25 protein-coding genes are annotated in these 24,661 nt (G+C 73.2%); 18 read left to right on the top strand and 7 right to left on the bottom strand.

What is annotated here, in order from left to right:
* Window positions 1-34: 34 nt before the first annotated feature.
* A complete protein-coding gene (locus JQN72_RS14320; RefSeq protein WP_204135808.1) occupies window positions 35-460 on the bottom strand; it encodes a hypothetical protein in 426 nt (141 codons plus the stop codon).
* A complete protein-coding gene (locus JQN72_RS14315) occupies window positions 457-918 on the bottom strand; it encodes a YbaB/EbfC family nucleoid-associated protein (protein ID WP_204135807.1) in 462 nt (153 codons plus the stop codon). Before JQN72_RS14315 ends, JQN72_RS14320 begins: the two co-directional genes overlap by 4 nt.
* Window positions 919-1,034: 116 nt before the next feature.
* On the opposite strand from JQN72_RS14315, the gene JQN72_RS14310 reads away from it, so the two are divergent.
* Window positions 1,035-1,376, top strand: a complete 342-nt coding sequence (locus tag JQN72_RS14310; RefSeq protein WP_204135806.1) for a hypothetical protein — start codon at window positions 1,035-1,037, stop codon at window positions 1,374-1,376.
* 16 nt (window positions 1,377-1,392) lie between these two features.
* Here the strand turns inward: JQN72_RS14310 and JQN72_RS14305 are convergent, their stop codons facing one another.
* The 3 genes from JQN72_RS14305 to JQN72_RS14295 form a co-directional block, all read right to left on the bottom strand.
* Complete coding sequence (locus JQN72_RS14305; RefSeq protein WP_204135805.1) at window positions 1,393-1,941, bottom strand: hypothetical protein; 549 nt, start codon at window positions 1,939-1,941, stop codon at window positions 1,393-1,395.
* Window positions 1,942-2,034: 93 nt separating this feature from the next.
* A complete protein-coding gene (locus JQN72_RS14300; protein ID WP_204135804.1) occupies window positions 2,035-2,460 on the bottom strand; it encodes a hypothetical protein in 426 nt (141 codons plus the stop codon).
* Complete coding sequence (locus tag JQN72_RS14295) at window positions 2,457-2,753, bottom strand: type VII secretion target (protein ID WP_204135803.1); 297 nt, start codon at window positions 2,751-2,753, stop codon at window positions 2,457-2,459. The genes JQN72_RS14300 and JQN72_RS14295 overlap by 4 nt, the downstream gene beginning before the upstream one ends.
* A gap of 86 nt (window positions 2,754-2,839) precedes the next feature.
* Between JQN72_RS14295 and JQN72_RS14290 the strand changes: the two genes are divergently transcribed.
* A complete protein-coding gene (locus tag JQN72_RS14290; protein ID WP_204135802.1) occupies window positions 2,840-3,382 on the top strand; it encodes a hypothetical protein in 543 nt (180 codons plus the stop codon).
* A gap of 8 nt (window positions 3,383-3,390) precedes the next feature.
* Here JQN72_RS14290 and JQN72_RS14285 read toward each other — a convergent pair whose 3' ends face one another.
* Entirely contained in the window at window positions 3,391-4,059 is a 669-nt protein-coding gene (locus JQN72_RS14285) for a trimeric intracellular cation channel family protein (RefSeq protein WP_204135801.1), read from the bottom strand.
* An 86-nt stretch (window positions 4,060-4,145) separates the two neighbouring features.
* Between JQN72_RS14285 and gatC the strand changes: the two genes are divergently transcribed.
* The 6 genes from gatC (at window position 4,146) to JQN72_RS14255 (ending at window position 11,177) form a co-directional block, all read left to right on the top strand.
* Window positions 4,146-4,442: an Asp-tRNA(Asn)/Glu-tRNA(Gln) amidotransferase subunit GatC gene (gene gatC, locus JQN72_RS14280; RefSeq protein WP_204135800.1), complete on the top strand. Its 297-nt coding sequence runs from the start codon at window positions 4,146-4,148 to the stop codon at window positions 4,440-4,442.
* 51 nt (window positions 4,443-4,493) lie between these two features.
* A complete protein-coding gene (gene gatA, locus JQN72_RS14275) occupies window positions 4,494-6,008 on the top strand; it encodes an Asp-tRNA(Asn)/Glu-tRNA(Gln) amidotransferase subunit GatA (protein ID WP_204135799.1) in 1,515 nt (504 codons plus the stop codon).
* Complete coding sequence (gatB, locus tag JQN72_RS14270) at window positions 6,005-7,531, top strand: Asp-tRNA(Asn)/Glu-tRNA(Gln) amidotransferase subunit GatB (RefSeq protein ID WP_204135798.1); 1,527 nt, start codon at window positions 6,005-6,007, stop codon at window positions 7,529-7,531. The genes gatA and gatB overlap by 4 nt, the downstream gene beginning before the upstream one ends.
* 199 nt (window positions 7,532-7,730) lie before the next feature.
* The gene (locus JQN72_RS14265; RefSeq protein WP_204135797.1) at window positions 7,731-9,449 is read left to right on the top strand and encodes a VCBS repeat-containing protein; all 1,719 of its coding nucleotides are present in this window, start codon (window positions 7,731-7,733) and stop codon (window positions 9,447-9,449) included.
* Window positions 9,450-9,536: 87 nt separating this feature from the next.
* Window positions 9,537-10,064, top strand: a complete 528-nt coding sequence (locus tag JQN72_RS14260) for a histidine phosphatase family protein (protein WP_204135796.1) — start codon at window positions 9,537-9,539, stop codon at window positions 10,062-10,064.
* Window positions 10,065-10,208: 144 nt separating this feature from the next.
* A complete protein-coding gene (locus JQN72_RS14255; RefSeq protein WP_204135795.1) occupies window positions 10,209-11,177 on the top strand; it encodes a PASTA domain-containing protein in 969 nt (322 codons plus the stop codon).
* A gap of 71 nt (window positions 11,178-11,248) precedes the next feature.
* Here the strand turns inward: JQN72_RS14255 and JQN72_RS14250 are convergent, their stop codons facing one another.
* Window positions 11,249-11,695, bottom strand: a complete 447-nt coding sequence (locus tag JQN72_RS14250) for a MarR family winged helix-turn-helix transcriptional regulator (RefSeq protein ID WP_204135794.1) — start codon at window positions 11,693-11,695, stop codon at window positions 11,249-11,251.
* A gap of 97 nt (window positions 11,696-11,792) precedes the next feature.
* Here JQN72_RS14250 and JQN72_RS14245 point away from each other — a divergent pair, with 97 nt between their 5' ends.
* The 10 genes from JQN72_RS14245 to serA all read left to right on the top strand — a co-directional run bounded on the left by JQN72_RS14245 (window position 11,793) and on the right by serA (window position 24,544).
* Window positions 11,793-13,868: an MMPL family transporter gene (locus JQN72_RS14245; RefSeq protein WP_204135793.1), complete on the top strand. Its 2,076-nt coding sequence runs from the start codon at window positions 11,793-11,795 to the stop codon at window positions 13,866-13,868.
* Window positions 13,865-14,335 (top strand): TspO/MBR family protein, encoded by a 471-nt coding sequence (locus JQN72_RS14240; protein WP_204135792.1) that lies wholly within the window; start codon window positions 13,865-13,867, stop codon window positions 14,333-14,335. Before JQN72_RS14245 ends, JQN72_RS14240 begins: the two co-directional genes overlap by 4 nt.
* Before the next feature lie 105 nt (window positions 14,336-14,440).
* Entirely contained in the window at window positions 14,441-16,141 is a 1,701-nt protein-coding gene (ilvD, locus tag JQN72_RS14235; protein WP_204135791.1) for a dihydroxy-acid dehydratase, read from the top strand.
* Complete coding sequence (locus tag JQN72_RS14230; RefSeq protein ID WP_204135790.1) at window positions 16,134-16,922, top strand: ABC transporter ATP-binding protein; 789 nt, start codon at window positions 16,134-16,136, stop codon at window positions 16,920-16,922. Before ilvD ends, JQN72_RS14230 begins: the two co-directional genes overlap by 8 nt.
* Window positions 16,919-18,490 (top strand): hypothetical protein, encoded by a 1,572-nt coding sequence (locus JQN72_RS14225; RefSeq protein WP_204135789.1) that lies wholly within the window; start codon window positions 16,919-16,921, stop codon window positions 18,488-18,490. The genes JQN72_RS14230 and JQN72_RS14225 overlap by 4 nt, the downstream gene beginning before the upstream one ends.
* A gap of 236 nt (window positions 18,491-18,726) precedes the next feature.
* The gene (locus JQN72_RS14220) at window positions 18,727-20,607 is read left to right on the top strand and encodes an acetolactate synthase large subunit (RefSeq protein ID WP_374190900.1); all 1,881 of its coding nucleotides are present in this window, start codon (window positions 18,727-18,729) and stop codon (window positions 20,605-20,607) included.
* 17 nt (window positions 20,608-20,624) lie between these two features.
* Window positions 20,625-21,137: an acetolactate synthase small subunit gene (gene ilvN / locus JQN72_RS14215; RefSeq protein WP_204135788.1), complete on the top strand. Its 513-nt coding sequence runs from the start codon at window positions 20,625-20,627 to the stop codon at window positions 21,135-21,137.
* A gap of 61 nt (window positions 21,138-21,198) precedes the next feature.
* Window positions 21,199-22,230 carry a ketol-acid reductoisomerase gene (gene ilvC / locus JQN72_RS14210; protein ID WP_204135787.1) on the top strand — a complete coding sequence of 344 codons (1,032 nt, stop codon included), beginning with the start codon at window positions 21,199-21,201 and terminating at the stop codon, window positions 22,228-22,230.
* 108 nt (window positions 22,231-22,338) lie between these two features.
* Entirely contained in the window at window positions 22,339-22,812 is a 474-nt protein-coding gene (locus JQN72_RS14205) for a DedA family protein (RefSeq protein WP_204135786.1), read from the top strand.
* 145 nt (window positions 22,813-22,957) lie between these two features.
* The gene (serA, locus tag JQN72_RS14200; protein WP_307812705.1) at window positions 22,958-24,544 is read left to right on the top strand and encodes a phosphoglycerate dehydrogenase; all 1,587 of its coding nucleotides are present in this window, start codon (window positions 22,958-22,960) and stop codon (window positions 24,542-24,544) included.
* Window positions 24,545-24,661: the final 117 nt, after the last annotated feature.

Below are 24,661 nucleotides of genomic sequence, written 5' to 3'. Positions count from 1 at the left end.
TCCGGGCCGCACCGGACGGGGCAGTGGTGCTCGCTCAGCCGCCGCCCGGTGCGTCCGGGTCGTCGGGGAGCGGCGCCGCCCGACGGAAACGCGTCTCGGTGGACGTCGCGACGGTGCGGGCGGCGGGGGAGTCCTCGCCGAACGTCTCCGCGCTCGAGCGTCGCAGCTGCTCGGCGAGGTCCTGCTGGGCTGCCAGCACGGCGTCGAGCACCTGCTCGGTGACACCCTGCCCGCCGTTCGCGCACGCGGCGTCGGGGACGCGCACGCCGACGACACCGCCTGACGCGCTGACCTCGGCCTCGACCCCGTCGGCCGACCGCCCTCGGCCGCGCAGCGCGTCGACCGACGCCCGCCAGGCCATCGCGGCCTGGGCCTGGGCGACGAGACGGCCCAGCTCGGTCTCGGTGGGCGTCTCGCCGGCGAACCGTTGTGGGTCGGCGCCGAACGCCGGGCCGCTCACCACGTGCCACCCGTCGTCGGGCCGCCGGGACGGTCGCCGGGCATCGTGCGCCCGTCGGACTCGGGGGGCTCGATCTCGACGAGCGGCGTCGCGCGGTCGACCTCGGCGCCGAACGCCTCAGCGGTGGCCGAGCCCGGGCCCCACGCCCGCTCGGCGGATTCTCGGGCGGCGCGGCGGACGTCCTCCTGGGCTCCGCGCAGCGCAGTGCGGACCGCGGCCGTGACGGCCCGCCCGCCCCGGGCGGCGACGGCGTCACCGACGACGAGCCCGGTGAGCATCCCCTGGACGTCGACGACGGCGCGCACGTGCCCGTCCTCGGCGGTCCCGGTGCCGGTGAGGGCTTCGGCCTCCTGCTGCCACGCGAGGGCCGCGTCGGCCGCGGGGCCCGCCGAGGCGGTGTCCCGCGCGATCGCGGCGAGGGCCTCCTCGGGGCTGGAGTAGCCGCTCGGCTGTGTCATGACGGCGACCCTAGCCCGCGTCCTCGGCCAGGGGCGACCGCGCGCAGCCGGCGTGTACCGTCGGGCCCGAGCACGCCGGAGCGGACGGGCGGGCCGTCGTCTGGGAGGAGAGCGTCGTGCTGGTCCAGGAGCTGCACCCCGAGCGCGGAGTCGCCCTCGCCGGGGCGATCGGGCTCCTGCTCTTCGGGGGGATCCTGCTCGTCTTCCTCATCCCGTTCGTCCGTGGTGTCGTCGTGGGGCTGCGCACCGGCGACTGGTGGAGTCCCTTCGCCGGCCGCGCGAGCGGGAACTACGGGCCGATGGCCGCCTCGCGCTTCTTCGCCGTCTTCCGCGCCCCGGAGCCGAAGCGCCGGACGACGGCAGGGCTGGTCACCCGCTGGGTCGTCTGGACCGTCGTCGTGGCGGGGCTCGCCTACTACCCGGTCTACCTCGCCGTCCTCATCGCACGCGCCTTCTGACGCTGCCCGGGGGGGCCTAGTCCTCGGGCTCGTCGAGCGCCTCGTGGGTGTTCTTGCCACCGTCGGTCGCGTTGGTCGTCGTCGTGTAGCCGGTATCCCGGCCGGCCGCCGCGCCGGCGTCGCGCATGGCGTCGCCGAAGGTCGGCGGGGCTGCCGAGTGGGCCCCGCGGGGGCGCCATCCGTCCGGCGGTGTCCAGCTCCACGGCCTCACCGTGGGCCCACCCGGCGCGAGGTGTCGTGGGGCCGGGCGGTGCAGGGCCGGGTTGGTCTGCACCTTGTCGAGCAGGTGCAGCAGCTGGCGGCCCCAGGAGCCGAGCAGCTCGAGCAGCTCGCCGAGCTTGCTGCCGGACCTGACCAGGCCTTCGACGAAGGTCGAGCACCTGGAGGTGAGCGCGGCGACCCGGGTGCCGATCTGGGTACAGATCCACGGGATGAGCGTGCCGAAGGAGAGCAGCGCCTCGGCCATCCAGCTGATCGCTGCACCGACGAGCTGGGCGAGGATGTCGCGCAGGAACCCGTGGACGAAGCCGACGATGCCCGCCGAGACGCTGATCGCGGTCTCCATCGCGGACGTGGCTCCCTGGAGCGCGGTGATCGCCTCGGTGTGGGTCTGCTGCCATCCGAGGTACGCGTTGACGGCCGGGCCCTCGTTGCCTCCTCACAGGGTCGCGGCGCTCGCGCCCCAGTCGGTCGCGGCGGGGCCGAGGTCGGCGGAGACCAGGCCCCAGGTCTGCGCCTGGGCGATGGCGCCGCCGGGGTTGCCCGCAACCTCCTCGAACCACTTCTTGATCGGGTTGAGGTGGTCGATGACCCATCCGATCCCGGCGGCGAGCGCGGAGCCCAGCGGGTCGGCGGCGGTCGCGGCCGCGTCGATGACGGTGGCGACACCGCTCAGGGCGGCGTCGACCCAGTTGCCGCTGCACAGCGCGTCGATCGTGCCGTAGCCGCTGTCGATGAGGCCCGCGCCGGAGGTCCAGCCGGACCCCTCGTCGAGACCGAGGACGGAGTCCCCGGCGTTGGTGCTGCCCTGGTCGGCGACGCTGTAGGGGTTGGCGGGGCCCATGGACGGGGGTGTCTCGGTCACGGGTAGGAGCCCCTCAGCTGCCACGAGGCGTTGACGTCGTCGGCCTCGTACTGGTCGGCCATCGCCTTCAGGCCGTTGACGGCGTGGTCGGCGTTGCGGGCCACGGAGTCGAGGGCGCCCTCGACGTCGCCGATGACGGCGTTGATGGCCCCGGGCAGCCACTGGAGGAGCAGCCCGTAGCTGTCCCCGCTGACCGAGCTCGCCTCCTGCATCTGGCCCAGCGTCTGGGCCACCCGCGAGACATCCGCGGCGTGCGCCCGGATCTCGCCCGGAGTCACGTCGAAGTGCGTCACGTCGGGTCTCCTCCCGGTGTGGTGCGTCTGCGGTGGCCGTGTCCTCGATGGGTGCGGCCCCTCGGAAAGAGACGATACTGACGGGCGTGAGCGAGCCTCAACGGGGAGCACTCCCCGCCCGCGTCGTCGTCCGGTCCCCGGCCTGGGTCCGGTTCGTCGCGCTGCCGTTGATGCTCGTGTTCTGGGGAGCGTGCGCCTACACCTTCGTCGGCTTCGTCGTCACCCGGGCCGGGTTCGGGGACGGCACGCCGCTCGCCGCGACGCTCGTCGGCTACGTGCTGCTGTTCTTCTTCGTCGCGGTCATCCCCCCTGCCGCGTGGGGGATCGCCCGGTACCGCATCGTGCTCGATGTCGTGAACGACCGGGTGGAGCGCCGCCCGGGCAACGTGTCGGTCCCCGTCTCGGCGCTCCGCGAGATCCGGGCCCTGCCTGCCGCGGTCGTCGGGCGGGCGAACCGCGGCGCCCGGGTGCAGCTGCTCGACGGTGACGGACGCGTCGCCGCCCAGCTCGAGGAGTCGATGCGGGAGTGGCCGGCGGCCCTCGGCGTCGTGCGCGAGTGGGCCAGGCGAGACCCCTCGCTCGTCGAGGGCGACTACTCCCGCGAGCGGCTGCTCGGCGCCGACGCCTGACGAGCCGCTCAGTCACCCGGGCTGCTGCGCAGCGCCCGGGGTGCGTTGAGGTCGAGCGCGACGGCGAGCACGCGGATCCCGAACACGAGCGCCACCGCGAGCCAGGCCGTCGCGGGGGAGAGCGTGCCGGTGCGGTCCAGGACGACGACGGCGGCCGACCCCGCCAGGGCCGGCACGGCGTAGAGCTCGCGCTGGAGCACCTCCGGCACCTGCCGCGCGAGCACGTCGCGCAGCACCCCGCCCCCGACCGCCGTGATGCCACCGACGATCGTGGCGGCGAGTGGCCCCGCGTCGCGGGAGAGCGCGACGAGGGCGCCGTTGACCGCGAAGAGCGCGAGCCCGGCGGCGTCGAGGAGCCGGACGGCGCGGGTCACGTGCCGCCGCCCGCCACCCCCGCCCGCGGACCGGCGCTGCCAGCTGCCGTACAGCAAGAAGACCGCCAGGGCCGCGAGGACGGCCGAGGCGAGGAGCCTCCAGTCGCTGACGGCCACCGGTGGGGTGATCCCGAGGAAGACGTCGCGGATGATCCCGCCGCCGAGCCCGGCCACCCAGGCGAGCACCATGACGCCGAAGAGGTCCAGGCCGCGACGGACCGCGACGAGTGCGCCGGACAGCGCGAACACGAACACACCGCAGACGTCGAGGACCGTCTGGAGCGACGCGGTGTCCGTGAGCACCGCGCGATTCTCGCAGGGTGCGCGCCGGGCGGGCCGCACCCGGCCCGCGGCGGGCGCAGTGCCGGCACGCCCATAGACTGGCCGCCATGGCCGACCTCACCCGCGACGACGTCGCTCACCTCGCCGGGCTCGCCCGCATCGACCTGTCCGAGGCCGAGCTCGACCGGATGGTCGGCGAGCTCGGTGTCATCCTCGAGTCGGTGGCCACCGTGCAGCAGGCCCCGATCGCCGACGTCGAGCCGATGAGCCACCCGATGCCGATCGTCAACGTGACCCGGCCGGACGAGGTCCGGCCCTGCCTCGCCCCGGAGGAGGCCCTGGCCGGGGCCCCCGAGGCCGAGCAGCAGCGCTTCAGCGTGCCGCGCATCCTGGACGACGAGTGAGCCGCGGCCCGTTCGCCGCCCGCCGCTCCCGGACCCCCTGAGGACCCGACCGTGACCACCGACCTGACCCGCGCCACCGCCGCCGAGCTCGCCGACCTCCTCGGCGCCGGCTCCGTCTCCTCACGCGAGGTGACCCAGGCGCTCCTCGACCGCACCGCCGCCGTCGACGGCGCCGTGCACTCCTACCTGCACGTCGACGCCGAGGGCGCGCTCGCGGCGGCCGACGCCGTCGACGCCGCCCGGGCCGCGGGCGAGGGGCTGCACGCGCTCGCCGGTGTGCCGATCGCCGTCAAGGACGTCATGGCCACCCGCGGTCTGCCCACGACGTGCGGCTCGAGGATCCTCGAGGGCTGGGTGCCGCCGTACGACGCCACGCTCGTGACGCGCCTGCGGGCCGCCGGGATGCCCATCCTCGGCAAGACGAACATGGACGAGTTCGCGATGGGCTCCTCCACCGAGCACAGCGCGTACGGGCCGAGCCGCAACCCGTGGGACCTCGAGCGCATCCCCGGCGGGTCGGGCGGCGGGTCGTCGTCCGTCGTCGGCTCGTTCCAGGCACCGCTGGCCATCGGCACCGACACCGGCGGCTCCATCCGCCAGCCCGCCGCCGTCACCGGCACGGTCGGCGCGAAGCCCACGTACGGCGGGGTCTCCCGCTACGGGCTCGTCGCGCTGGCCTCCTCGCTCGACCAGGCCGGCCCGTGCACCCGCACCGTCCTCGACGCCGCGCTGCTGCACGAGGTCATCGGCGGCCACGACCCGATGGACTCCACGTCCGTCGACGCCCCGGTGCCCCCGGTCGTCGACGCCGCCCGCCGCGCCGACGTGTCCGGGATGCGTATCGGCATCGTCCGCGAGCTCACCGGCGAGGGCTTCCAGGCCGGGGTGCAGCAGCGCTTCGACGAGGCCGTGCAGCACCTCGTCGACGCCGGGGCCGAGGTCGTCGAGGTCTCCTGCCCCTCGTTCACCTACGCGCTCGCCGCGTACTACCTCATCCTCCCGAGCGAGGCGAGCAGCAACCTCGCCAAGTTCGACGCCATGCGCTACGGCCTGCGCGTCGCGCCGGGCGGCGTCGACGCCCCGAGCGCCGAACAGGTCATGGCCGCCTCCCGTGACGCGGGCTTCGGCGACGAGGTCAAGCGCCGCATCATCCTCGGCACGTACGCCCTCTCCAGCGGCTACTACGACGCGTACTACGGCTCGGCCCAGAAGGTGCGCCGGCTCATCGCGGACGACTTCACCGCCGCGTTCGGCAGCGCCGACGTCCTCGTCAGCCCCACCGCGCCGACCACGGCCTTCCGGTTCGGCGACAAGCTCGACGACCCGATGGCGATGTACCTCAACGACATCGCGACCATCCCGGCGAACCTCGCGGGCATCCCGGGGCTGTCCGTCCCGAGCGGCGTCGCCGACGAGGACGGCCTGCCCACCGGGTTCCAGGTGCTCGCGCCGGCGATGGCCGATGACCGGATGTACGCCGTCGGCGCCGCCCTGGAGGCGCGGCTCACGGCAGCCTGGGGCGGCCCCCTCCTGGACCGCGCCCCCGAGCTGGAGGTGGCCCGATGAGCACGACGACCGGCGAGCCGACCCTGTCCTTCGAGGACGCGCTCGCGTCCTACGACCCGGTGATGGGCCTCGAGGTCCACGTCGAGCTCGGGACCGCCACGAAGATGTTCTGCGGCTGCCCGACCGGGTTCGGCGCCGAGCCGAACACCCAGGTCTGCCCGGTGTGCCTCGGCCTGCCGGGCGCGCTGCCCGTCGTCAACGCGACCGCCGTCGAGTCGGCCATCCGGATCGGGCTGGCGCTGAGCTGCGAGATCGCGCCGTGGTGCCGGTTCGCGCGGAAGAACTACTTCTACCCGGACATGCCGAAGAACTTCCAGACCTCGCAGTACGACGAGCCCATCGCGTTCGACGGCCACCTCGACGTCGAGCTCGAGGACGGGTCGACGTACCGGGTCGAGATCGAGCGCGCCCACATGGAGGAGGACACCGGCAAGTCGCTGCACGTCGGCGGTGCCACCGGCCGCATCCACGGCGCGACGCACAGCCTGGTCGACTACAACCGCGCCGGCATCCCGCTCATCGAGATCGTCACCAAGCCCATCACCGGCACCCGCGAGCGGGCCGGGGAGGTCGCCCGCGCCTACGTCGCGACGCTCCGGGACCTGCTCAAGGCGATGGACGTCTCGGACGTCAAGATGGAGCAGGGCTCGATGCGCTGCGACGTCAACCTGTCCCTCACGCCGGCCGGCTCGGACGTCTTCGGCACCCGGACCGAGACCAAGAACGTCAACTCGCTGCGGTCGGTCGAGCGTGCCGTGCGCTACGAGATCGGCCGGCACGCGGCGGTGCTCGCCGGTGGCGGCGCCATCACCCAGGAGACCCGGCACTGGCACGAGGACACCGGGATCACGACGTCCGGGCGGGTGAAGTCCGACGCCGAGGACTACCGGTACTTCCCCGAGCCCGACCTCGTCCCCGTGGCGCCCTCGCGCGAGACGGTGGAGGCGCTGCGGGCCACTCTGCCGGAGCCGCCCGCCGAGCGGCGCAAGCGGCTGCAGACGGCGTGGGGCTACAGCGACCTCGAGATGCGCGACGTCATGAACGCCGGCCTCGTCGAGCTCGTCGAGGAGACCGTCGCCGCCGGTGCCTCGCCGGCGGCCGCCCGGAAGTGGTGGTCCGGCGAGGTCGCCCGGCGCGCCAACGCCGAGGGCGAGGACGTGCCCACCTACGCGGCGCGCCTCGGGGTCACGCCGGCGCACGTCGTCGAGCTCGAGGGCCTCGTCACGGGTGGGCGGCTCAACGACTCGATGGCCCGGCAGGCCTGGGAGGGCGTCCTCGACGGCGAGGGCAGCCCCACCGAGGTCGCGGACACGCGCGGGCTCGAGCTCGTCCAGGACACCGGTGCGCTGGAAGCCGCCGTCGAGAAGGTCATCGCCGCCAACCCCGACGTCGCCGAGAAGATCCGCGGCGGCAAGGTCCAGGCGGTCGGTGCCCTCATCGGCCAGGTGATGAAGGAGATGCGCGGCCAGGCGGACGCCGGCGCCGCCCGTCAGCTGATCCTCGACAGGCTCGGCCAGGCCTGACCCGGCGGCCTCCTCCGCGGCCCGGCCTCGGCTGTTCGACGGGGCCCTGGTTGCAGGAACCTGCAACCAGGGCCGTCTCGCTGGAGCACGGGGCCCCGCGACACCAGACTGGGCCCGTCAGCGGGGGGCCTGCCTCCGCCACCGCTCATCGAGGGGACACGTCATGCGTCGACGCACATCGAGAACGTTCGGTTCGGGGGTGGTCCTGCTCGGCCTGCTCGCCGCGGCCGGCCTGGCCGGAGCCGGCACCGCCACCGCGGCGCCGAGCGACCCGACCATCGTGTTGGGGGGTCAGACCTGGTTCAAGCGGGAGGGGCCCGCCACCAACCCACGCTCGGGTGCGTACATGATGAAAGGCAACGTGGACACCAACGCCTCGGGCCAGGTGGTCATCACGACGAAGCGGCACTGTGGCAACGTGGGCGCGGAAGGACAGCCGGAGCATCCCGCGGCGTGCCAGCCGGGCGAGGGCCAGATGTGGTACTCCACGGGTCGTATCGAGCTTCCGGACGCCGCGCTCGCCGGGCAGAACTTCACGATGACCGCCACGGCAAAGCTCCCCGCCAACGCCGTCCGGGGCACTCGCAACGCCATCTGGATGACGAACGGCCGCTACTGCGCCAACGGCGAGAAGAGCTACCTGGGTGAGCTCGACCTCACCGAGATGTACGGCTCCGCCCGGACGACGTCCGAGACCAACACGCACATCTCGTGCAAGGACGGGTCGTTCGTCTCCGCCGGCACGAAGGCGGAGCTGTTCCGGCCCGGTGAGTTCAACACCTGGCAGGCGTCCCGGACCGACAACGCGATCAGCTACCGGCTCAACGGCGGCGGCGTGGCGGACTACACCTGCGGCGTCGGCACGTTCAGTGCGGCCAAGCTCGAGCAGAACGGGTTCCCGAACACCAGCTACACCTGTTCGCAGTCGCTCGGCGGTGGCAGCTGGAGGGCGATCCTGCAGGGTGAGGTCTTCAGCGCCACGCAGAGCGGGAAGTTCGCGCCACCCGACGCGTCGGCGGTCTTCCCCACCCAGCAGATGGTCGTGACGGACGCCCGGGTCGTCACCCAGGCCAAGAACGACTCGCCCGGCGACCTCTTCGCGCTGAACAAGAACGACGGCGGCACCACCGCACTGCACCGCCTGCAGAGCTCGACCCAGTTCCAGGCGTACTCCACCCAGACCAAGACGGGCATGCACGAGACCACGAACCCCGTGTGGAGCAACTTCATGGGTGACTTCAACGGCGACGGGGTGCTCGACCTCTACAGCATCAACCGCAACGACCAGGGCAAGACGGCCGTCCACGTGTGGAACGGCGCGAACAACTACCAGACCGCGTTGCTCCACACCCTCACGGCACTACACCAGACGACCTCGAGCCTGTGGTCCCTCGACGTCGCCGACTTCAACGGCGACAACAGGGACGACGTGTACGCGATGTACCGCAACGACCAGGGCAGGACCTCCGTCCATGTCCTCGACGCCGCGTCGAGCTACCAGCTGTTCTCGATGCAGACGCTGAGCGGGCAGCACGAGACGACCGCGGACGTCTGGAAGCTCATGGCCGGGGACTACGACGGTGACGGCCGGGCGGACCTGTGGGCCGTCAACCGCAACGACGGAGGGGCGACCGCGGCGCACATCTACAGCGCGGCGAGCAGCTTCCAGTCGCCGCTCGCGCACACCAAAACCGCCATGCACGCGACGACCGACCCGGTGTGGCGCCTCGACGTGGGCCGCTACGACGGGGACGCCAGAGGTGACCTGTACGCGCTCAACACGAACGACGGAGGCCGGACCGCGGTGCACGTGCTGACGGGCGCGAGCAGCTTGCAGAGCATGGTCGGCAGCGTCCGCACGGCCATCGGCAACACGTCCGACGCCTCCCAGTGGGACGTGCTGGTCGCCGCACCCTGACGACCGGCCCCTCCGGTGGGGTCCCCGGCGACGGCCGGGGCCCCCACCGGGGCTGACGTGAGCGGCCCGGGGGTGCATCATCGGAGAGTGACCCGTGCAGCCCGCGACCGGACCCTGGTCCTGCTGCGGCACGCGAAGGCCGAGCAGGGCACCGGCCCGGACCACGAACGCGACCTCACCGCCCGTGGACGGCGGGACGCGGCGGAGGCGGGGCGCTGGCTGTGTGGCCAGGGCGTCGGCATCGACGAGGTCCTGTGCTCGACCTCCGAGCGGACCCGCCAGACCTGTGAGGCGCTCTGGCAGGCGGGCTGCAGCGAGGGCGAGGTGCACCACGACCGCCGCATCTACAACGCGTCGCCGGAGGCGATCCTCGAGGTCGTCCGGGAGGCCGACGACGACGCCGACGTCGTCATGGTCGTCGGTCACGCGCCGGGCATCCCGGGGCTGACGTCGATGCTCGCCGAGGGTGCGGGCAGCGACGCCGGCCACCGGGCGCTCGCCGAGGGTTTCCCCACGTGCGGGCTGGCGGTGCTGCACTACGCCGGGCCGTGGGCCGACCTCACCTACGGTGACGCCCGCCTCCAGCGCTTCCACGTCGCGCGCGCCGACGCCTGAGCCTGCCGCACGGCCCCGGGCCGGAGCAGCCGGCTTCCTCCGATCGCCTGACGCGGCACCCCTCCTCCTGCTTGACTCGCTGCCGTGCAGGGGCGCGGCACCTGGGTGTGCCGCGGACCGGTACGGACGGAGGGAGGGGTCGTCGTGACGTCGACACCCCGAGCGAGCTGGTACCCCGACCCCGAGGTGCCCGGGCAGTGGCGGTACTGGGACGGCACGCGCTGGACCGAGCACCGGGCACCCATGGCGGCTGCCGGCCCGGCGACCGCGACGACCGGCGCCGCGAGCGCGAGGCCCGGAGGACCGGTCTCCCGTCCCTGGTGGCGGACCGGGTGGGCGGTTCTCGCCACCGCGCTCCTGTGCCTCCCCGCCGGGGCGGTCGCGGTCACCCTGGCCGGTGACCCGGGCGGGTCGGACGACGGGACCGTCGCCCTGACCACCGAGACGCAGCGGCCCCCCACCCCGTCACCCTCGCCGGAGCCCACCGAGACGCCGGTGCAGGTACCTGCGCTCGTCGGGCTGGGGCAGGACGACGCCGAGCACGCACTGGAGGCGGCGGGGCTCGAGGTCGGGGAGGTCGAGCAGCAGCCGTCGGCGGAGGCGGTGGGCACGGTGCTCGAGCAGAACGTCTCCGACGGCACGGTCCTGAGCCCGGGCGGTCTCGTGGCCCTCGTCGTCGCGTCGCCTTACCCGAAGCTCCCGACGGTGGTGGGTCGGTCCAAGGCCGCGGCCGTCGAGACGCTCGAGGCGGCGGGGTACGTCGTCCGCGTCACGACCAAGAAGGTGTCGTCCGGGACGTCCGGTCGCGTGCTCGGCCAGTCGCCGAAGGCCGCGACGCGACCGGAGACGGGCGCCCGCGTGACCCTCGTCGTCGCGAAGGTCGTCGCCCCGAAGCCGCCTCCTGCCCCGAAGGCGACGAAGACCAAGAAGCCGACGATCCTCGCGGCGAGCTGCACCCCCGGCTACGACCCCTGCCTTCCGCCCGCGTCCGACTACGACTGCGCCGGCGGGTCGGGCAACGGCCCCGCGTACACGGGCCCGGTCCGGGTCACGGGCAGCGACCCCTACGACCTGGACCGGGACGGTGACGGAGTGGCCTGCGACGGGGACTGACGCCGTACCTCGTCGCTCCCGGTCCTGACGCCGCGGGTCGCGAGCGACGCCGCGCGGCTCGCGAGGTGTCCCTACAGCACCGCTTTCATGGCCCTCGTCGCGCCCCTCAGGTACCTCTCGACGACCGCCTGCTCGTCGGGGCCGAGCTCTGAGTCGACGCGGGCGAGCTCCGCGAACATCGGGGCCAGGCGAACGGCCACCTCGTGGCTGCCGGAATCGGTGAGCACGACCTCGGTGCGGCGGCGGTCGTCCGGGTGGGGGCGGCGCTCGACGTGACCGCGCCCGGCCAGCCGGTCGACCACTCCGGACGCGGCGGCCGAGGTGACACCGAGCGCCCGGGCGAGGTCGACCGGGCCCATGGCCCCGCCCGAGAGGTGCCTGAGCGCGTGCAGCTCGGAGGTGGACAGCCCGGCCCGCCGGGCCACCTCCTGCGGCACCTGGGCCGCGACGTCGACGAGCTCCTGGAGCGCGTCCAGCGTGCCGGACGGCCGCCACCCCGGGACGACCTCGGCGACCACGCGATTTGCGTCCGGGGTTCCGTGGTCACTAATGTCACTCACCAACTTAGCAATCAGATGACTTATCTATTCATCGACTCTACTCCGGAGGGGTTCCGTGCGCACGCTTCCCGACCTCATCACCCGCCGCTGGGTGGCCGGTCTCCTGGCCCTGACCGCCCTGCTCGGGGCCGGCGCGACCGTGGGGTTGCTCGGCCAGCCCGAGACCCCCGACGGCACGCTGACCGCCCTTCCCCTGGGCTCGGACAGCCGGCAGGCCGCCGAGCTGCGCGAACGACTTCCCGAGACGGAGGGCGTGGCCGCCATCGTCCTCTTCACCCGCGACGCCGGCCTCACCCCGCAGGACACCCGCCTCGTCCAGGAGCGTGCCGCCGACCTCCCGGGTGCCTCCGGGGCGCCCCCGCGGACCAGCGAGGACGGCACGGCGTCCGTCGTCGTCGTGCCGGTGCCCGCCGGGGACGCCGCGCGCACTGCCGAGCTCGTCGCGGACCTGCGCGCAGCAGCAAGGGCCGACCTGCCCGAAGGGCTGACCGCCCAGGTCACCGGTCCCGCGGCCGTCCAGGCCGACCTCGCGGGCGTCTTCGACGGCGCGAACACCCGGCTGCTGGCGGTCACCGCCGGAGTCGTCGCCCTGCTCCTCGTGGTCACCTACCGCAGCCCCCTGCTCTGGCTGGTCCCGCTGACGGTCGTCGGGGTGGCCGACCAGCTCGCGGCGGTGCTCGCGACGCGCACCCTCGCCGCGGTGGACGTCGTGTGGGACGAGTCGACGGTCGGCATCCTCTCGGTGCTCGTCTTCGGGGCGGGCACCGACTACGCCCTCCTCCTCATCTCCCGGTACCGCGACGAGCTCCGCGCCACCGAGGACCGCCGGGTCGCGATGGCGGCGGCCGTGCGCCGCACGGGCGAGGCCGTCCTCTCCAGCGCCTCCACCGTCGTCGTCGGCCTCCTCACCCTGCTGCTGTCGGCCTTCCCTTCGACGCGAGGGCTCGGCCTCGCCTGTGCCGTCGGCGTCGTCGTCGCGGCCCTGTTCGCCCTGGTCGTCCTGCCTGCCGCCCTCGTCGTGTTCGGGCGCTGGGTCTTCTGGCCGCGGGTGCCCCGGGTGGGACAGACGGGGCTGGCCGACGGCCGGTCCGTCTGGCGCCGGGTCGGGGACGCCGTCGCGGCGCGGCCCGCCGCGGTGGCCGTGGGCGTCCTCGCCGCCCTCGCGCTCGCGACGGTCGGCCTCACCCAGGTACGCACCGGCCTGCCGACCGCCGACCAGTTCCTCGACACCCCCGAGTCGATCACCGCCTCCGAGCGGTACGAGCAGTCCTTCCCCGCCGGCTCGGTGGACCCCGTGCTCGTCCTCACGACCGGGGACGGCCAGGCCGTCGCGGACGCCCTCGGCCGGACCCCGTCGCTCGACGACGTACGCGTCGGCGCGAGCGGTGGTGGGGTCACCCAGGTGGACGTCGTCCTCGACGCGGCGCCCGGCTCGGACGAGGCGCGGCAGGCCGTGCGGGACGTCCGCGACGCGGTGGCCGGCCTGACGGGCACCCACGTCGGCGGCACCGAGGCCGAGACCCTCGACACGGCCGACGCCTCCGACCGGGACCGAGCACTCATCCTGCCCCTCATCCTCGGGCTCGTCCTCGTCGCGCTCGCGGGGCTGCTGCGCAGCGTCGTGGCACCCGTCGTGCTCGTCGCCACGGTCGTCGGCACCTACCTCGCCGCCCTCGGCCTCTCGTGGGTGGTCTTCACCCAGGTGTTCGGCTTCACGGGCCTGGACGAGGGGGTCCCACTGCTCGCGTTCGTGTTCCTCGTCGCGCTCGGCGTCGACTACAACATCTTCCTCGTCACCCGCGCGGCCGAGGAGTCACGCACGCGCGGGCACCGAGCCGGGATGCTGCGCGCCCTCGCCGCCACGGGCGGGGTGATCACGAGTGCCGGCATCCTGCTCGCCGCGGTGTTCGCGGTGCTCGGCGTCCTGCCCCTGGTCGTGCTCGCCCAGCTCGGCACGGTCATCTGCATCGGCGTCCTTCTCGACACGCTCGTCGTCCGGACCCTCCTCGTCCCGGCCGTGGCACTGGTGCTCGGGGAGCGGTTCTGGTGGCCGCGCACGGTCGCTCCCGTCGACCCCGAGCCGGAGCCGGAGCCCGCCGGTCGGACCGTCGCGGTGGGGGCCGGACGATGAGGGCGGCCGCGACGGTCGCCGTCCTGGCCCTCGTGGCCGCCTACGCAGGCCTCTCCGGCACGTGGGTCGGGGCCGACCCGGGCTGGTACGCGGACCTGGAGAAGCCGGCCTGGCAACCACCGCCGGTGGTCTTCGGGGTCATGTGGCCGCTCAACTTCCTCGCGCTCGCCGTGGCCTGTGGAGCCGTGGCGTGGACCACGCCGGTGCGCGAGGCCTGGCCGGTGCTCGGGGTGCTCGGCGCCTCCGTGGTGCTCGCGCTCGGCTGGGCGTACCTGTTCTACGTCCCCCACGCCCTGGGCCCGGCGGCCGCCGCCCTCGCCGGGGCCGCGGTCCTCACCTGGGTCCTCGTCGTGCTCGCCGGTCAGCAGCTCACCTGGGCGGGCTGGGCCCTCGTGCCGTACGCAGCCTGGATGACGGTCGCGACGAGCCTGGCCGTCGGCTACTGGGCGCTGGCCGGGCCGGCCTGACCGCCCGCCGTCGTCCACGACGGCCGGGACGCGGTGGCCCGGCCGTCGGCGACCGGCCTCCGGAACCGACCGGCAGGCTGCGACGGCCGAACCTAGGATGACGCCATGACGACGTCACCCGACATCAAGCCCCGCAGCCGCGACGTCACGGACGGTCTCGAGAAGACCGCCGCGCGAGGGATGCTGCGGGCGGTCGGGCTCGGGGACGACGACTTCGCCAAGCCGCAGGTCGGGGTGGCGAGCTCGTGGAACGAGATCACCCCGTGCAACCTCTCCCTCGACCGGCTGGCCAAGGCCGTCAAGGACGGCGTCCACGCGGGCGGTGGCTACCCCCTCGAGTTCGGCACCATCTCGGTGTCCGACGGCATCTCGATGGGCCACGAGGGGATGCACTTCTCGCTCGTGAGCCGCGAGATCATCGCCGACTCGGTCGAGACCGTGATGAACGCCGAGCGCCTCGACGGCTCCGTGCTGCTCGCCGGCTGCGACAAGTCCCTCCCGGGGATGCTCATGGCCGCGGCCCGGCTGGACCTCGCCTCGGTCTTCCTCTACGCGGGCTCGATCCTGCCGGGCATCGCCAAGCTCTCCGACGGCACCGAGAAGCAGGTGACGATCATCGACGCCTTCGAGGCCGTCGGTGCGTGCTCGCGCGGCCTGATGTCGCGCGAGGACGTCGACGCCATCGAACGCGCCATCTGCCCGGGCGAGGGCGCCTGCGGCGGCATGTACACGGCGAACACGATGGCCTCGGTCGCCGAGGCGATCGGGATGTCGCTGCCCGGGTCGGCCGCGCCGCCCGCCACGGACCGGCGCCGCGACGGGTTCGCCCGCAAGTCCGGCGAGGCCGTCGTCGGGCTCCTCCGCCGCGGCATCACCGCGCGGGACATCATGACCAAGGAGGCGTTCGAGAACGCCATCGCCGTCGTCATGGCGTTCGGCGGGTCCACCAACGCCGTCCTCCACCTGCTCGCGATCGCCCACGAGGCCGAGGTCGAGCTCACCCTCGAGGACTTCCGGCGGGTCGGTGCCAGGGTCCCGCACCTCGCCGACGTCAAGCCCTTCGGGCAGTACGTCATGACCGACGTCGACCGGGTGGGTGGTGTGCCGGTCGTCATGCGGGCCCTGCTCGACGCCGGGCTGCTGCACGGCGACTGCCTCACGGTCACCGGCCGCACCATGGCCGAGAACCTCGCCGACATCGCCCCGCCGGACGTCGACGGCAAGGTCGTCCGGGCCATGCGCGAGCCCATTCACCGCACCGGCGGCATCACCGTCCTCACCGGCTCGCTCGCGCCCGAGGGTGCCGTCGTGAAGTCGGCCGGATTCGACTCCGAGGTCTTCGAGGGCACCGCGCGGGTCTTCGACGGCGAGCGGGCGGCGATGGACGCCGTGGCCGACGGCACGCTGACGGCCGGTGACGTCGTCGTCATCCGCTACGAGGGCCCCAAGGGCGGCCCCGGGATGCGCGAGATGCTCGCCGTGACCGGTGCGATCAAGGGAGCCGGGCTCGGCAAGGACGTCCTGCTCCTCACCGACGGCCGCTTCTCCGGCGGGACGACCGGGCTGTGCGTCGGCCACGTCGCGCCCGAGGCCGTCGACGAGGGCCCCGTCGCGTTCGTCGAGGACGGCGACCCGATCCGGCTCGACGTCGCCAACGGCACGCTCGACCTCCTCGTCGACGACGCCGAGATGGAGCGCCGCCGGGCCGCCGGTGTCACCCACCCCGCGCCGAAGTACACCCGCGGGGTGCTCGCGAAGTACCGCCGGCTCGTCCGCAGCGCCAGCAAGGGCGCCGTGTGTGACTGACACGGTCGTCGAGACGCCGGCGCTCGAGCTCGTCGGCCTGGTCAAGGAGTTCCGGGGACGGAGGGTCGTCCACGAGCTCTCGCTCAGCGTGCCCCGAGGGTCGCTCTACGGTGTCGTCGGGCCGAACGGCGCGGGCAAGACGACCACGCTCTCGATGGCCACCGGTCTGCTCCGCCCGACCGCGGGCGTGGCTCGCGTGCTCGGCGTCGACGTCTGGGAGTCCCCGTCGCGTGCGAAGTCCCTCATGGGGGTCTCACCGGACGGCATGCGGCTCTTCGAGCAGCTCTCCGGGCGCGAGCTGCTCCGCTACGTCGGATCCCTGCGCCGGATGCCCGCGGCCGTCGTCGACGAGCGTTCCACCGAGCTCCTCGACGTCCTCGACCTCGCGGGGGACGCGCAGACCGTCGTCGCCGACTACAGCGCCGGCATGGTCAAGAAGATCAGCCTGGCCGCCGCGCTCATCCACGCCCCGCGGCTCCTCGTGCTCGACGAGCCGTTCGAGGCCGTCGACCCGGTCTCGTCCGAGGTCGTGCGCACCATCCTGCGCCGTTATGTGGCGTCCGGCGGGACCGTCGTCATGTCCAGCCACGTCATGGAGCTCGTCCAGGGGCTGTGCGACCACGTCGCGGTCGTCGCGGGGGGCCGCGTGCTGGCCGCGGACGCCGTCACCGAGCTCACCGCGGGTGGGTCGCTGCACCAGCGGTTCCTCCAGCTCGTCGGTGCCGCCGAGGTCGCCCACGACGGCCTGGGTTGGCTCGGCGCGCCGGACGGGGACGCATGACGCGGCTCATCGTGCGGCTGCGGCTCACGATGTGGCGGACGTCGATGGCCCGCAGCCCGCTGCATCTGTTCTCGAGCATCGTCGGCGGCCTGGCCGCCCTGGGCATCGTCCTGCTCCTCGGGCCGGCGATCGCGCTGCTCGTCCTCCAGCCGCTCGAGATCCGCGCGGCCACCGTCCCGCTCTTCTCGTTCGTGACGCTCATGTGGGTCGTGCTCAGCCTCGTCGCCGCAGGCGTCGACAACATGCTCGACCCCACCCGGTTCGCGGTGCTCCCGCTGGGTCGCCGCGAGCTCGGCCGGGGTCTGCTCGCCGCGGCCTACACCGGGGTGCCGGCCGTCATGCTCTGCCTGCTGGCCCTCGCCCAGGTCATCGCCTGGGGCGCCCGTCCGGCCACGCTCGTCGCGGCCCTCGTCGCCGCGGTGCTCGGCACGATGACGGCCATCCTCGCCTCCCGAGCGGTGACCAGCGTCCTGGCCCGGGTGATGACGAGCCGCAGCGGCCGGGTCATCGGCGCGGCCGTCGTGTCGCTCGCGACGTTGCTGCCGCTGCTGCTCAACCTGCTCATCGCCACCGACACGCTGCGCACCGACCTCTCGACCTTCGACGCGCGGGCCTCCGCCCGGGCGACGTCGTGGACGCCGGTCGGCTGGGCGTGGGCGCTGCCCTTCGACGTCGCGTCGGGGCGCTGGTGGGTGGCCGCGGTGCACCTGGCCCTCGCGGTCGCCACCGTGGCCCTCCTGTGGTGGGTCTGGGTCGCGCAGCTGGGACGGGTGCTCACCTCGCCGATGACGAGCAGCGGCGGGCAGCACATCGGCCGTGGCCGCCTGCTGCCCCTCCTCCTCGGCCGTTCCCCGGTGGCCACCGTCGCGACGCGCCGGATCCGGGCCTGGTACCGCGACAGCCGGCTCGTCGGCATCGCCCTGCGCACCGGAGTGCTCCCCGTCTTCTTCGTCGTCCAGGCCGTGCTGACCGAGGTCGACGCCCTGGCGGGTACCGGCGTCGTGACCCTCGGCATCTTCGCCGGGCTCACCCTGATGAACGACCTCGCCTTCGACGGCGAGGCCTGGTGGATGCACGTCTCGACGGGCCTGCGCGGCTGGGAGGACCGGCTCGGACGGGCCATCGCGTCCTTCGTCGTCTTCGGCCCGGTCGTCCTCGCCACCTACCTCGTCTCGTGGGCCCTCGGGGTCATCGGGTCGCCCGTGCCGTGGCTGTCCGTCGTCGTCGCGTCCTTCCTCGCCAGCCTCGCGCTCGCGGTGGGCGTGGGGGCCGTGCTGCCGGGGACGGCGCCGAGGACCGGCGGCAACCCGTTCGCCGCGACGTCGGGGGGCGCGGCCCAGGGATGTCTCACCGCGCTCATCTCGTTCGTCGGTCCGGTCGTGCTCGTCGTGCCGGTCGCGTGGCTGGCGATCGTGACCTCGGGGCACCCGGTGCTGCGGTGGGTCGTCCTCGGTGGAGCCACGGCCTACGGAGCCGCGCTCCTCGTGGCCGGGGTCGTCCTCGGTGGCCGCCGGCTCGACCGGCGCGCGCCGGAGATGCTGGGCCAGCTCGCGCACGCGCAGCTCTGAGGATCGCGTGGCCGATCTCACGGTCCCGGATGATGGGACCGGCCGTCTCGCCGGTTGACACGGATGAGACGGGGGAGGACGCTGAGGGCGTGGCTCGAGTCCTCGTACTTCGACAGCGCGCCTGACCCGCACGACCAGGCGCGCTCCCTCCGTCGTCCCGCCACGGGACTGGAGGGTTTTTTTGTGTGCGGACCACGGACCACGCCACCACGGCGAGAGAGAGCGGTGACCCCATCGTGAGCGAGACCCGACCGGCGACCCCGGCAGCCCTGCGTCCGGCCCCCACCCCGGCGCAGGTCGCCCAGCAGGCCCGAGCCAAGACCCCCGTCGAGGTGACCGGTGCGCAGAGCCTCGTCCTCGCGCTCGAGGCGATGGAGGTCGACACCGTCTTCGGCATCCCCGGCGGCACGATCCTCCCGGCGTACGACCCGCTGCTCGACTCGGTCAAGGTCCGGCACATCCTCGTGCGCCACGAGCAGGGGGCCGGCCACGCGGCGGAGGGCTACGCCAGCGCCACGGGCAAGGTCGGCGTCTGCATGGCCACCTCGGGGCCCGGTGCCACCAACCTCGTCACGCCGATCGCCGACGCCTACATGGACTCCGTGCCGGTCGTCGCGATCACCGGGCAGGTCGTGTCGTCGGCGATCGGCACCGACGCCTTCCAGGAGGCCGACATCCGCGGCATCACGATGCCGATCACGAAGCACAGCTATCTCGTGACCGACGCCGCCGACATCCCTCGGGTGATCGCCGAGGCCTTCCACATCGCCTCCACGGGACGTCCCGGGCCGGTGCTCGTCGACATCCCCAAGGACGTCCTCCAGTCGCGGACCACCTTCTCGTGGCCGCCGAAGGTCGCGCTGCCCGGCTATCACCCGGTCACCCGCCCGCACGGCAAGCAGATCCGCGAGGCCGCCCGGCTCATCGCCGCGGCGAAGCGTCCCGTGCTCTACGTCGGCGGCGGCGTCCTCCGCGCCCGGGCCAGCGACGAGCTGCGCCACTTCGTCGAGCTCACCCGGATCCCCGTGGTCACGACGCTCATGGCGCGCGGCGCGCTGCCCGACAGTCACGAGCTGCACCTCGGCATGCCGGGGATGCACGGCTCGGTCTCGGCCGTCACCGGGCTGCAGAAGGCCGACCTCATCGTGGCGCTCGGCGCCCGCTTCGACGACCGCGTGACCGGGCAGCTGTCGACCTTCGCCCCCCACGCCAAGGTGGTCCACGCCGACATCGACCCCGCCGAGATCAGCAAGAACCGCACCGCGGACGTGCCGATCGTCGGTGACTGCAAGGCCGTCATCACCGACCTCGCCGAGGCCGTCGAGGCCGACATGGAGGCCGGCAAGGGCGGTGACTACTCGGCCTGGCGCACCCGGGTCGCCGGGTGGAAGAAGACCTACCCGGTGGGCTACACCGCTCCGGAGGGCGAGGCGCTGGCCCCGCAGTACGTCATCGAGCGGCTCGGGGCGATCGCCGGCCCGGAGGCCGTGTACGTCGCGGGCGTCGGGCAGCACCAGATGTGGGCCGCCCAGTTCGTCGGGTACGAGCGCCCCAACTCGTGGCTCAACTCCGGTGGGCTCGGGACCATGGGCTACTCGGTGCCCGCCGCGATGGGAGCCCAGGTGGGCGAGCCCGACCGGACGGTGTGGGCCATCGACGGCGACGGCTGCTTCCAGATGACCAACCAGGAGCTCGCCACCTGCGTCATCAACAACATCCCGATCAAGGTCGCCGTCATCAACAACAGCAGCCTCGGGATGGTCCGCCAGTGGCAGACCCTGTTCTACAACGAGCGCTACTCGAACACCGACCTCCACACCTCGGTCGGCTCCCGGGTGCCCGACTTCGTCAAGCTCGCCGACGCCTACGGCTGCGTCGGGCTGCGCTGCGAGCGCCCCGAGGACGTCGACGACACGATCCGCACGGCGATGGAGGTCACCGACCGGCCCGTCGTCGTCGACTTCGTCGTCGAGCGCGACGCCATGGTGTGGCCGATGGTCCCGGCCGGGGTGAGCAACGACCTCATCCAGGTCGCGCGCGACACCGCGCCGCAGTGGGACCGCGAGGAGTCCGAGGCCATGGAGCAGCCCACCGACGCCGACCACGACGGCCGCTGAGCCGGCAGGAGCACCCGATGTCCAAGCACACCCTGTCCGTCCTCGTCGAGAACAAGCCGGGCGTCCTGGCCCGCATCGCGGCGCTGTTCTCCCGGCGCGGCTTCAACATCGAGTCCCTCGCCGTCGGCGAGACCGAGCACCCCGAGGTGTCCCGGATGACTGTCGTCGTCGACGTCGAGGACCTGCCGCTCGAGCAGGTGACCAAGCAGCTCAACAAGCTCGTCGAGGTCCTCAAGGTCGTCGAGCTCGAGCCGTCCTCGGCCGTGCAGCGCCAGGTCATGCTCATCAAGGTCCGCGCGGACGCGGCCACGCGCAGCCAGGTGCTCGAGTTCGTCCAGATGTTCCGGGCCAAGGTCGTCGACGTCGCCACGGAGTCGCTGACCATCGAGGCCACCGGAACCTCCGAGAAGCTCACCGCGCTGCTCGAGGTCCTCGAGCCGTTCGGCGTGCGCGAGCTCGTCCAGTCCGGGATGGTCGCGATCGGCCGCGGGCCGCGCTCGATCACGGACCGGGCGCTCCGCAGCGCCTGAGCCCGCACCACCTAGAGTCACCGAAGACCCACCCCCGAGATCGAAGGAGAGGCCGCCTCCCATGGCCGAGATGTTCTACGACGACGACGCCGACCTGTCGGTGATCCAGGGCCGCAAGGTCGCGGTCATCGGCTACGGCAGCCAGGGCCACGCGCACGCCCTCAACCTGCGCGACTCCGGCGTCGACGTCCGGGTCGGTCTCGCCGAGGGGTCGAAGAGCCGCGCCAAGGCCGAGGCCGAGGGCCTGCGCGTGCTGTCGGTCGCCGACGCCGTCGCCGAGGCCGACCTCGTCGTCGTCCTCACGCCCGACCAGGTGCAGCGCGGGCTCTACGCCGCCGAGATCGCCCCCAACCTGCGCGAGGGCGCGGCGCTGCTCTTCGGGCACGGGTTCAACATCCGCTTCGGGTACATCGAGCCGCCGGCCGGCTCGGACGTCCTCATGGTCGCGCCGAAGGGCCCGGGCCACATCGTCCGCCGCGAGTACGTCGACGGCCGCGGCGTGCCGGTGTTGCTGGCGGTCGAGCAGGACGCCTCGGGCAGCGCCTGGGACCTCGCGAAGTCCTACGGCAAGGCCATCGGCGGCCTGCGGGCCGGCGGCATCCGTACCACCTTCACCGAGGAGACCGAGACCGACCTCTTCGGCGAGCAGGCCGTCCTCTGCGGTGGCGCCTCGCAGCTCGTCATGTACGGGTTCGAGACCCTCGTCGAGGCCGGGTACCAGCCCGAGGTCGCGTACTTCGAGTGCCTCCACGAGCTCAAGCTCATCGTCGACCTCATGATCGAGGGCGGCATCGCCAAGCAGCGCTGGTCGGTGTCGGACACCGCCGAGTACGGCGACTACGTGTCCGGGCCGCGGGTCATCGACCCCCGCGTCAAGGACAACATGAAGGCCGTCCTCGAGGACATCAAGAACGGCTCGTTCGCCAAGCGGTTCATCGACGACCAGGACGCCGGCGCGCCGGAGTTCCAGGAGCTGCGGGCCAAGGGTGCGGCCCACCCCATCGAGGGCACCGGCCGCGAGCTGCGCGGTCTCATGGCCTGGATCGACACCGACCAGGACAGCGACTACACCGAGGGCTCCGCCGCGCGCTGACCACGTCCGCCCCGTCCCTTCCGCGCGCCACGCCGTCCGTCCGGCGTGGCGCGCGGACGTGCGGGAGCGGGGTCCGGGCGCACCGGTCGGCCGCCGTAGGGTGGCAGGGTGCGCGAGCTCGTCGACGGGTGGCCCTACTGGGTCGTCCTCGTCGCCTTCTGGCTCGGCGCGTTCGCCCGCGGGACTGCCACGTACTGGGTCGGGCGTGGGGTGCGGGCCGGGGGAGCGCGCTCGCGCTGGGCACACCACCTCGACCGGCCGGTCGTCGCCCGCGCCGAGCGCTGGGTACGCCGCCTCGGCCCGCCGGCCGTGACCCTCGGGTTCCTCACCGTCGGCCTCCAGAGCGCCATCAACGCCTCGGCCGGGATGCTGCGGATGCCGCTGCGCCGCTTCCTGCCCGCCGTGACGCTCGGGGCGCTCGTGTGGGCCGTCCTCTACACGACCGTCGGCCTCGCCGTCGTCGACGCCTGGCTCGGCAGGCTCTCCTGGTGGTGGGCCGTCGGGGGAGCGGCGCTGCTCGCCGGGGTGGTGCTCGTCATGCACCGGGTGGACCGCCGGGTCGCCGACCGTGCCACGCTTTGACGTCCCGGCGTTGCCCGGATGGTGGGCACCGGTGTCCACATGCTGGCCTGGACCTACGATGGACGGGTCCGGACGCAGCGGTGCGCCGGGCGCCCCATCGCCGTCCGGTGACCCCGGTTCCCGCATCGAAAGAAGGCACCCAGACGTGACCAAGCCCGTCGTGCTCATCGCCGAGGAGCTCTCGCCCGCGACCATCGACGCCCTCGGACCCGACTTCGAGGTCCGCCACACCGACGGCGCCGACCGCTCCCAGCTGCTCCCGGCCCTCGCCGACGTCGACGCCGTCCTCATCCGGTCGGCGACGAAGATGGACGCCGAGGCCATCGGCGCCGCGAAGAACCTCAAGGTCATCGCGCGTGCGGGCGTCGGCCTCGACAACGTCGACATCGACGCCGCGACTAAGGCCGGGACCATGGTCGTCAACGCGCCGACCTCGAACATCACGTCCGCCGCCGAGCTCGCCATCGGCCTGCTCCTGGCCTGCGCCCGCAACATCGCCCCCGCCAACGAGGCGCTCAAGGGCGGCAGGTGGGCCCGCAGCAAGTACGGCGGCGTCGAGCTGCTCGAGAAGAAGGTCGGCATCGTCGGCTTCGGACGGATCGGCCAGCTCGTGGCCGAGCGGCTCAAGGGCTTCGGCGTCGAGATCCTCGCCTACGACCCCTACGTCTCGGTGCAGCGCGCCGGCCAGCTCGGGGCCCGTCTCGTGACCCTCGACGAGCTGCTCGCCGAGTCCGACTTCATCACGATCCACCTGCCGAAGACCCCCGAGACGATCGGCCTCATCGGCAAGGAGGCCCTCGCCAAGGTCAAGCCCTCGGTGCGGGTCGTCAACGCGGCCCGCGGCGGCGTCCTCGACGAGGAGGCCCTGGCCGAGGCCATCGCCGACGGCCGGGTCGCCGGCGCCGGGCTCGACGTCTACGCCAAGGAGCCGTGCACCGAGAGCCCCCTGTTCGACTTCGAGTCCGTCGTCGTCACCCCGCACCTCGGTGCGTCCACGGAGGAGGCCCAGGAGAAGGCCGGCGTCGCGGTCGCGCGGTCCGTCCGCCTCGCCCTCGGCGGCGACCTCGTCCCGGACGCGGTCAACGTCTCCGGCGGCGCGGTGGCCGAGGAGGTCCGCCCGGGCATCGACCTCGTCGAGAAGCTCGGCCGGGTCTTCACGGCCGTGGCCGGCTCGGTCCCGGTCCAGCTCGACGTCGACGTCCGCGGCGAGATCACCGAGCACGACGTCTCGATCTGGGAGCTCTCGGCGCTCAAGGGCCTGTTCACCGCGATCACCGAGGACCCGGTCACCTACGTCAACGCCCCGCTGCTCGCGCAGGAGCGCGGATGCGAGTCGCGGCTGCTCACCGACGCCGACAGCGAGGCCTTCCGCAACGTCACGACGCTGCGCGGCACGCTCGCCGACGGCACCGTCGTCTCGGTCTCGGGCACGCTGACCGGCCCGAAGATGGTCCAGAAGGTCATCGGCGTCAACGGCTTCGACCTCGAGGTGCCGATGAGCCAGCACATGGCCTTCTTCTCCTACGTCGACCGCCCCGGGGTCATCGGCGCGCTCGGCCGTCTCCTCGGGGACGCCGACGTCAACATCGCCTCGATGCAGGTCTCGCGCAACGACGAGGGCGGCCCGGCGCTCGTCGCGCTGACCGTCGACAGCGCCATACCGGAGGACGTCGTGACCGCGATCGGTGTCGAGATCGGTGCGGACACGGTGCGGACGGTCGACCTCGGCTGATATGTAGCGGTTTCCTGTCAAGTGGGCAGGGTGAGGCGCCGCCGGGCTGGGTGCTCGGCGGCGCCTCGTTGTTCACGCGGCGGGTGTCCGGGGCGGCGTGTCGTGTGCGACGTGCGG

This window comes from Phycicoccus sp. CSK15P-2 (genome assembly GCF_016888005.1).
In the GTDB taxonomy this organism is placed as follows: Bacteria; Actinomycetota; Actinomycetes; order Actinomycetales; family Dermatophilaceae; genus Phycicoccus.
The sequence above is the reverse complement of the archived record's forward strand: the minus strand, read 5'-3'. Positions and strand labels throughout refer to the sequence as shown.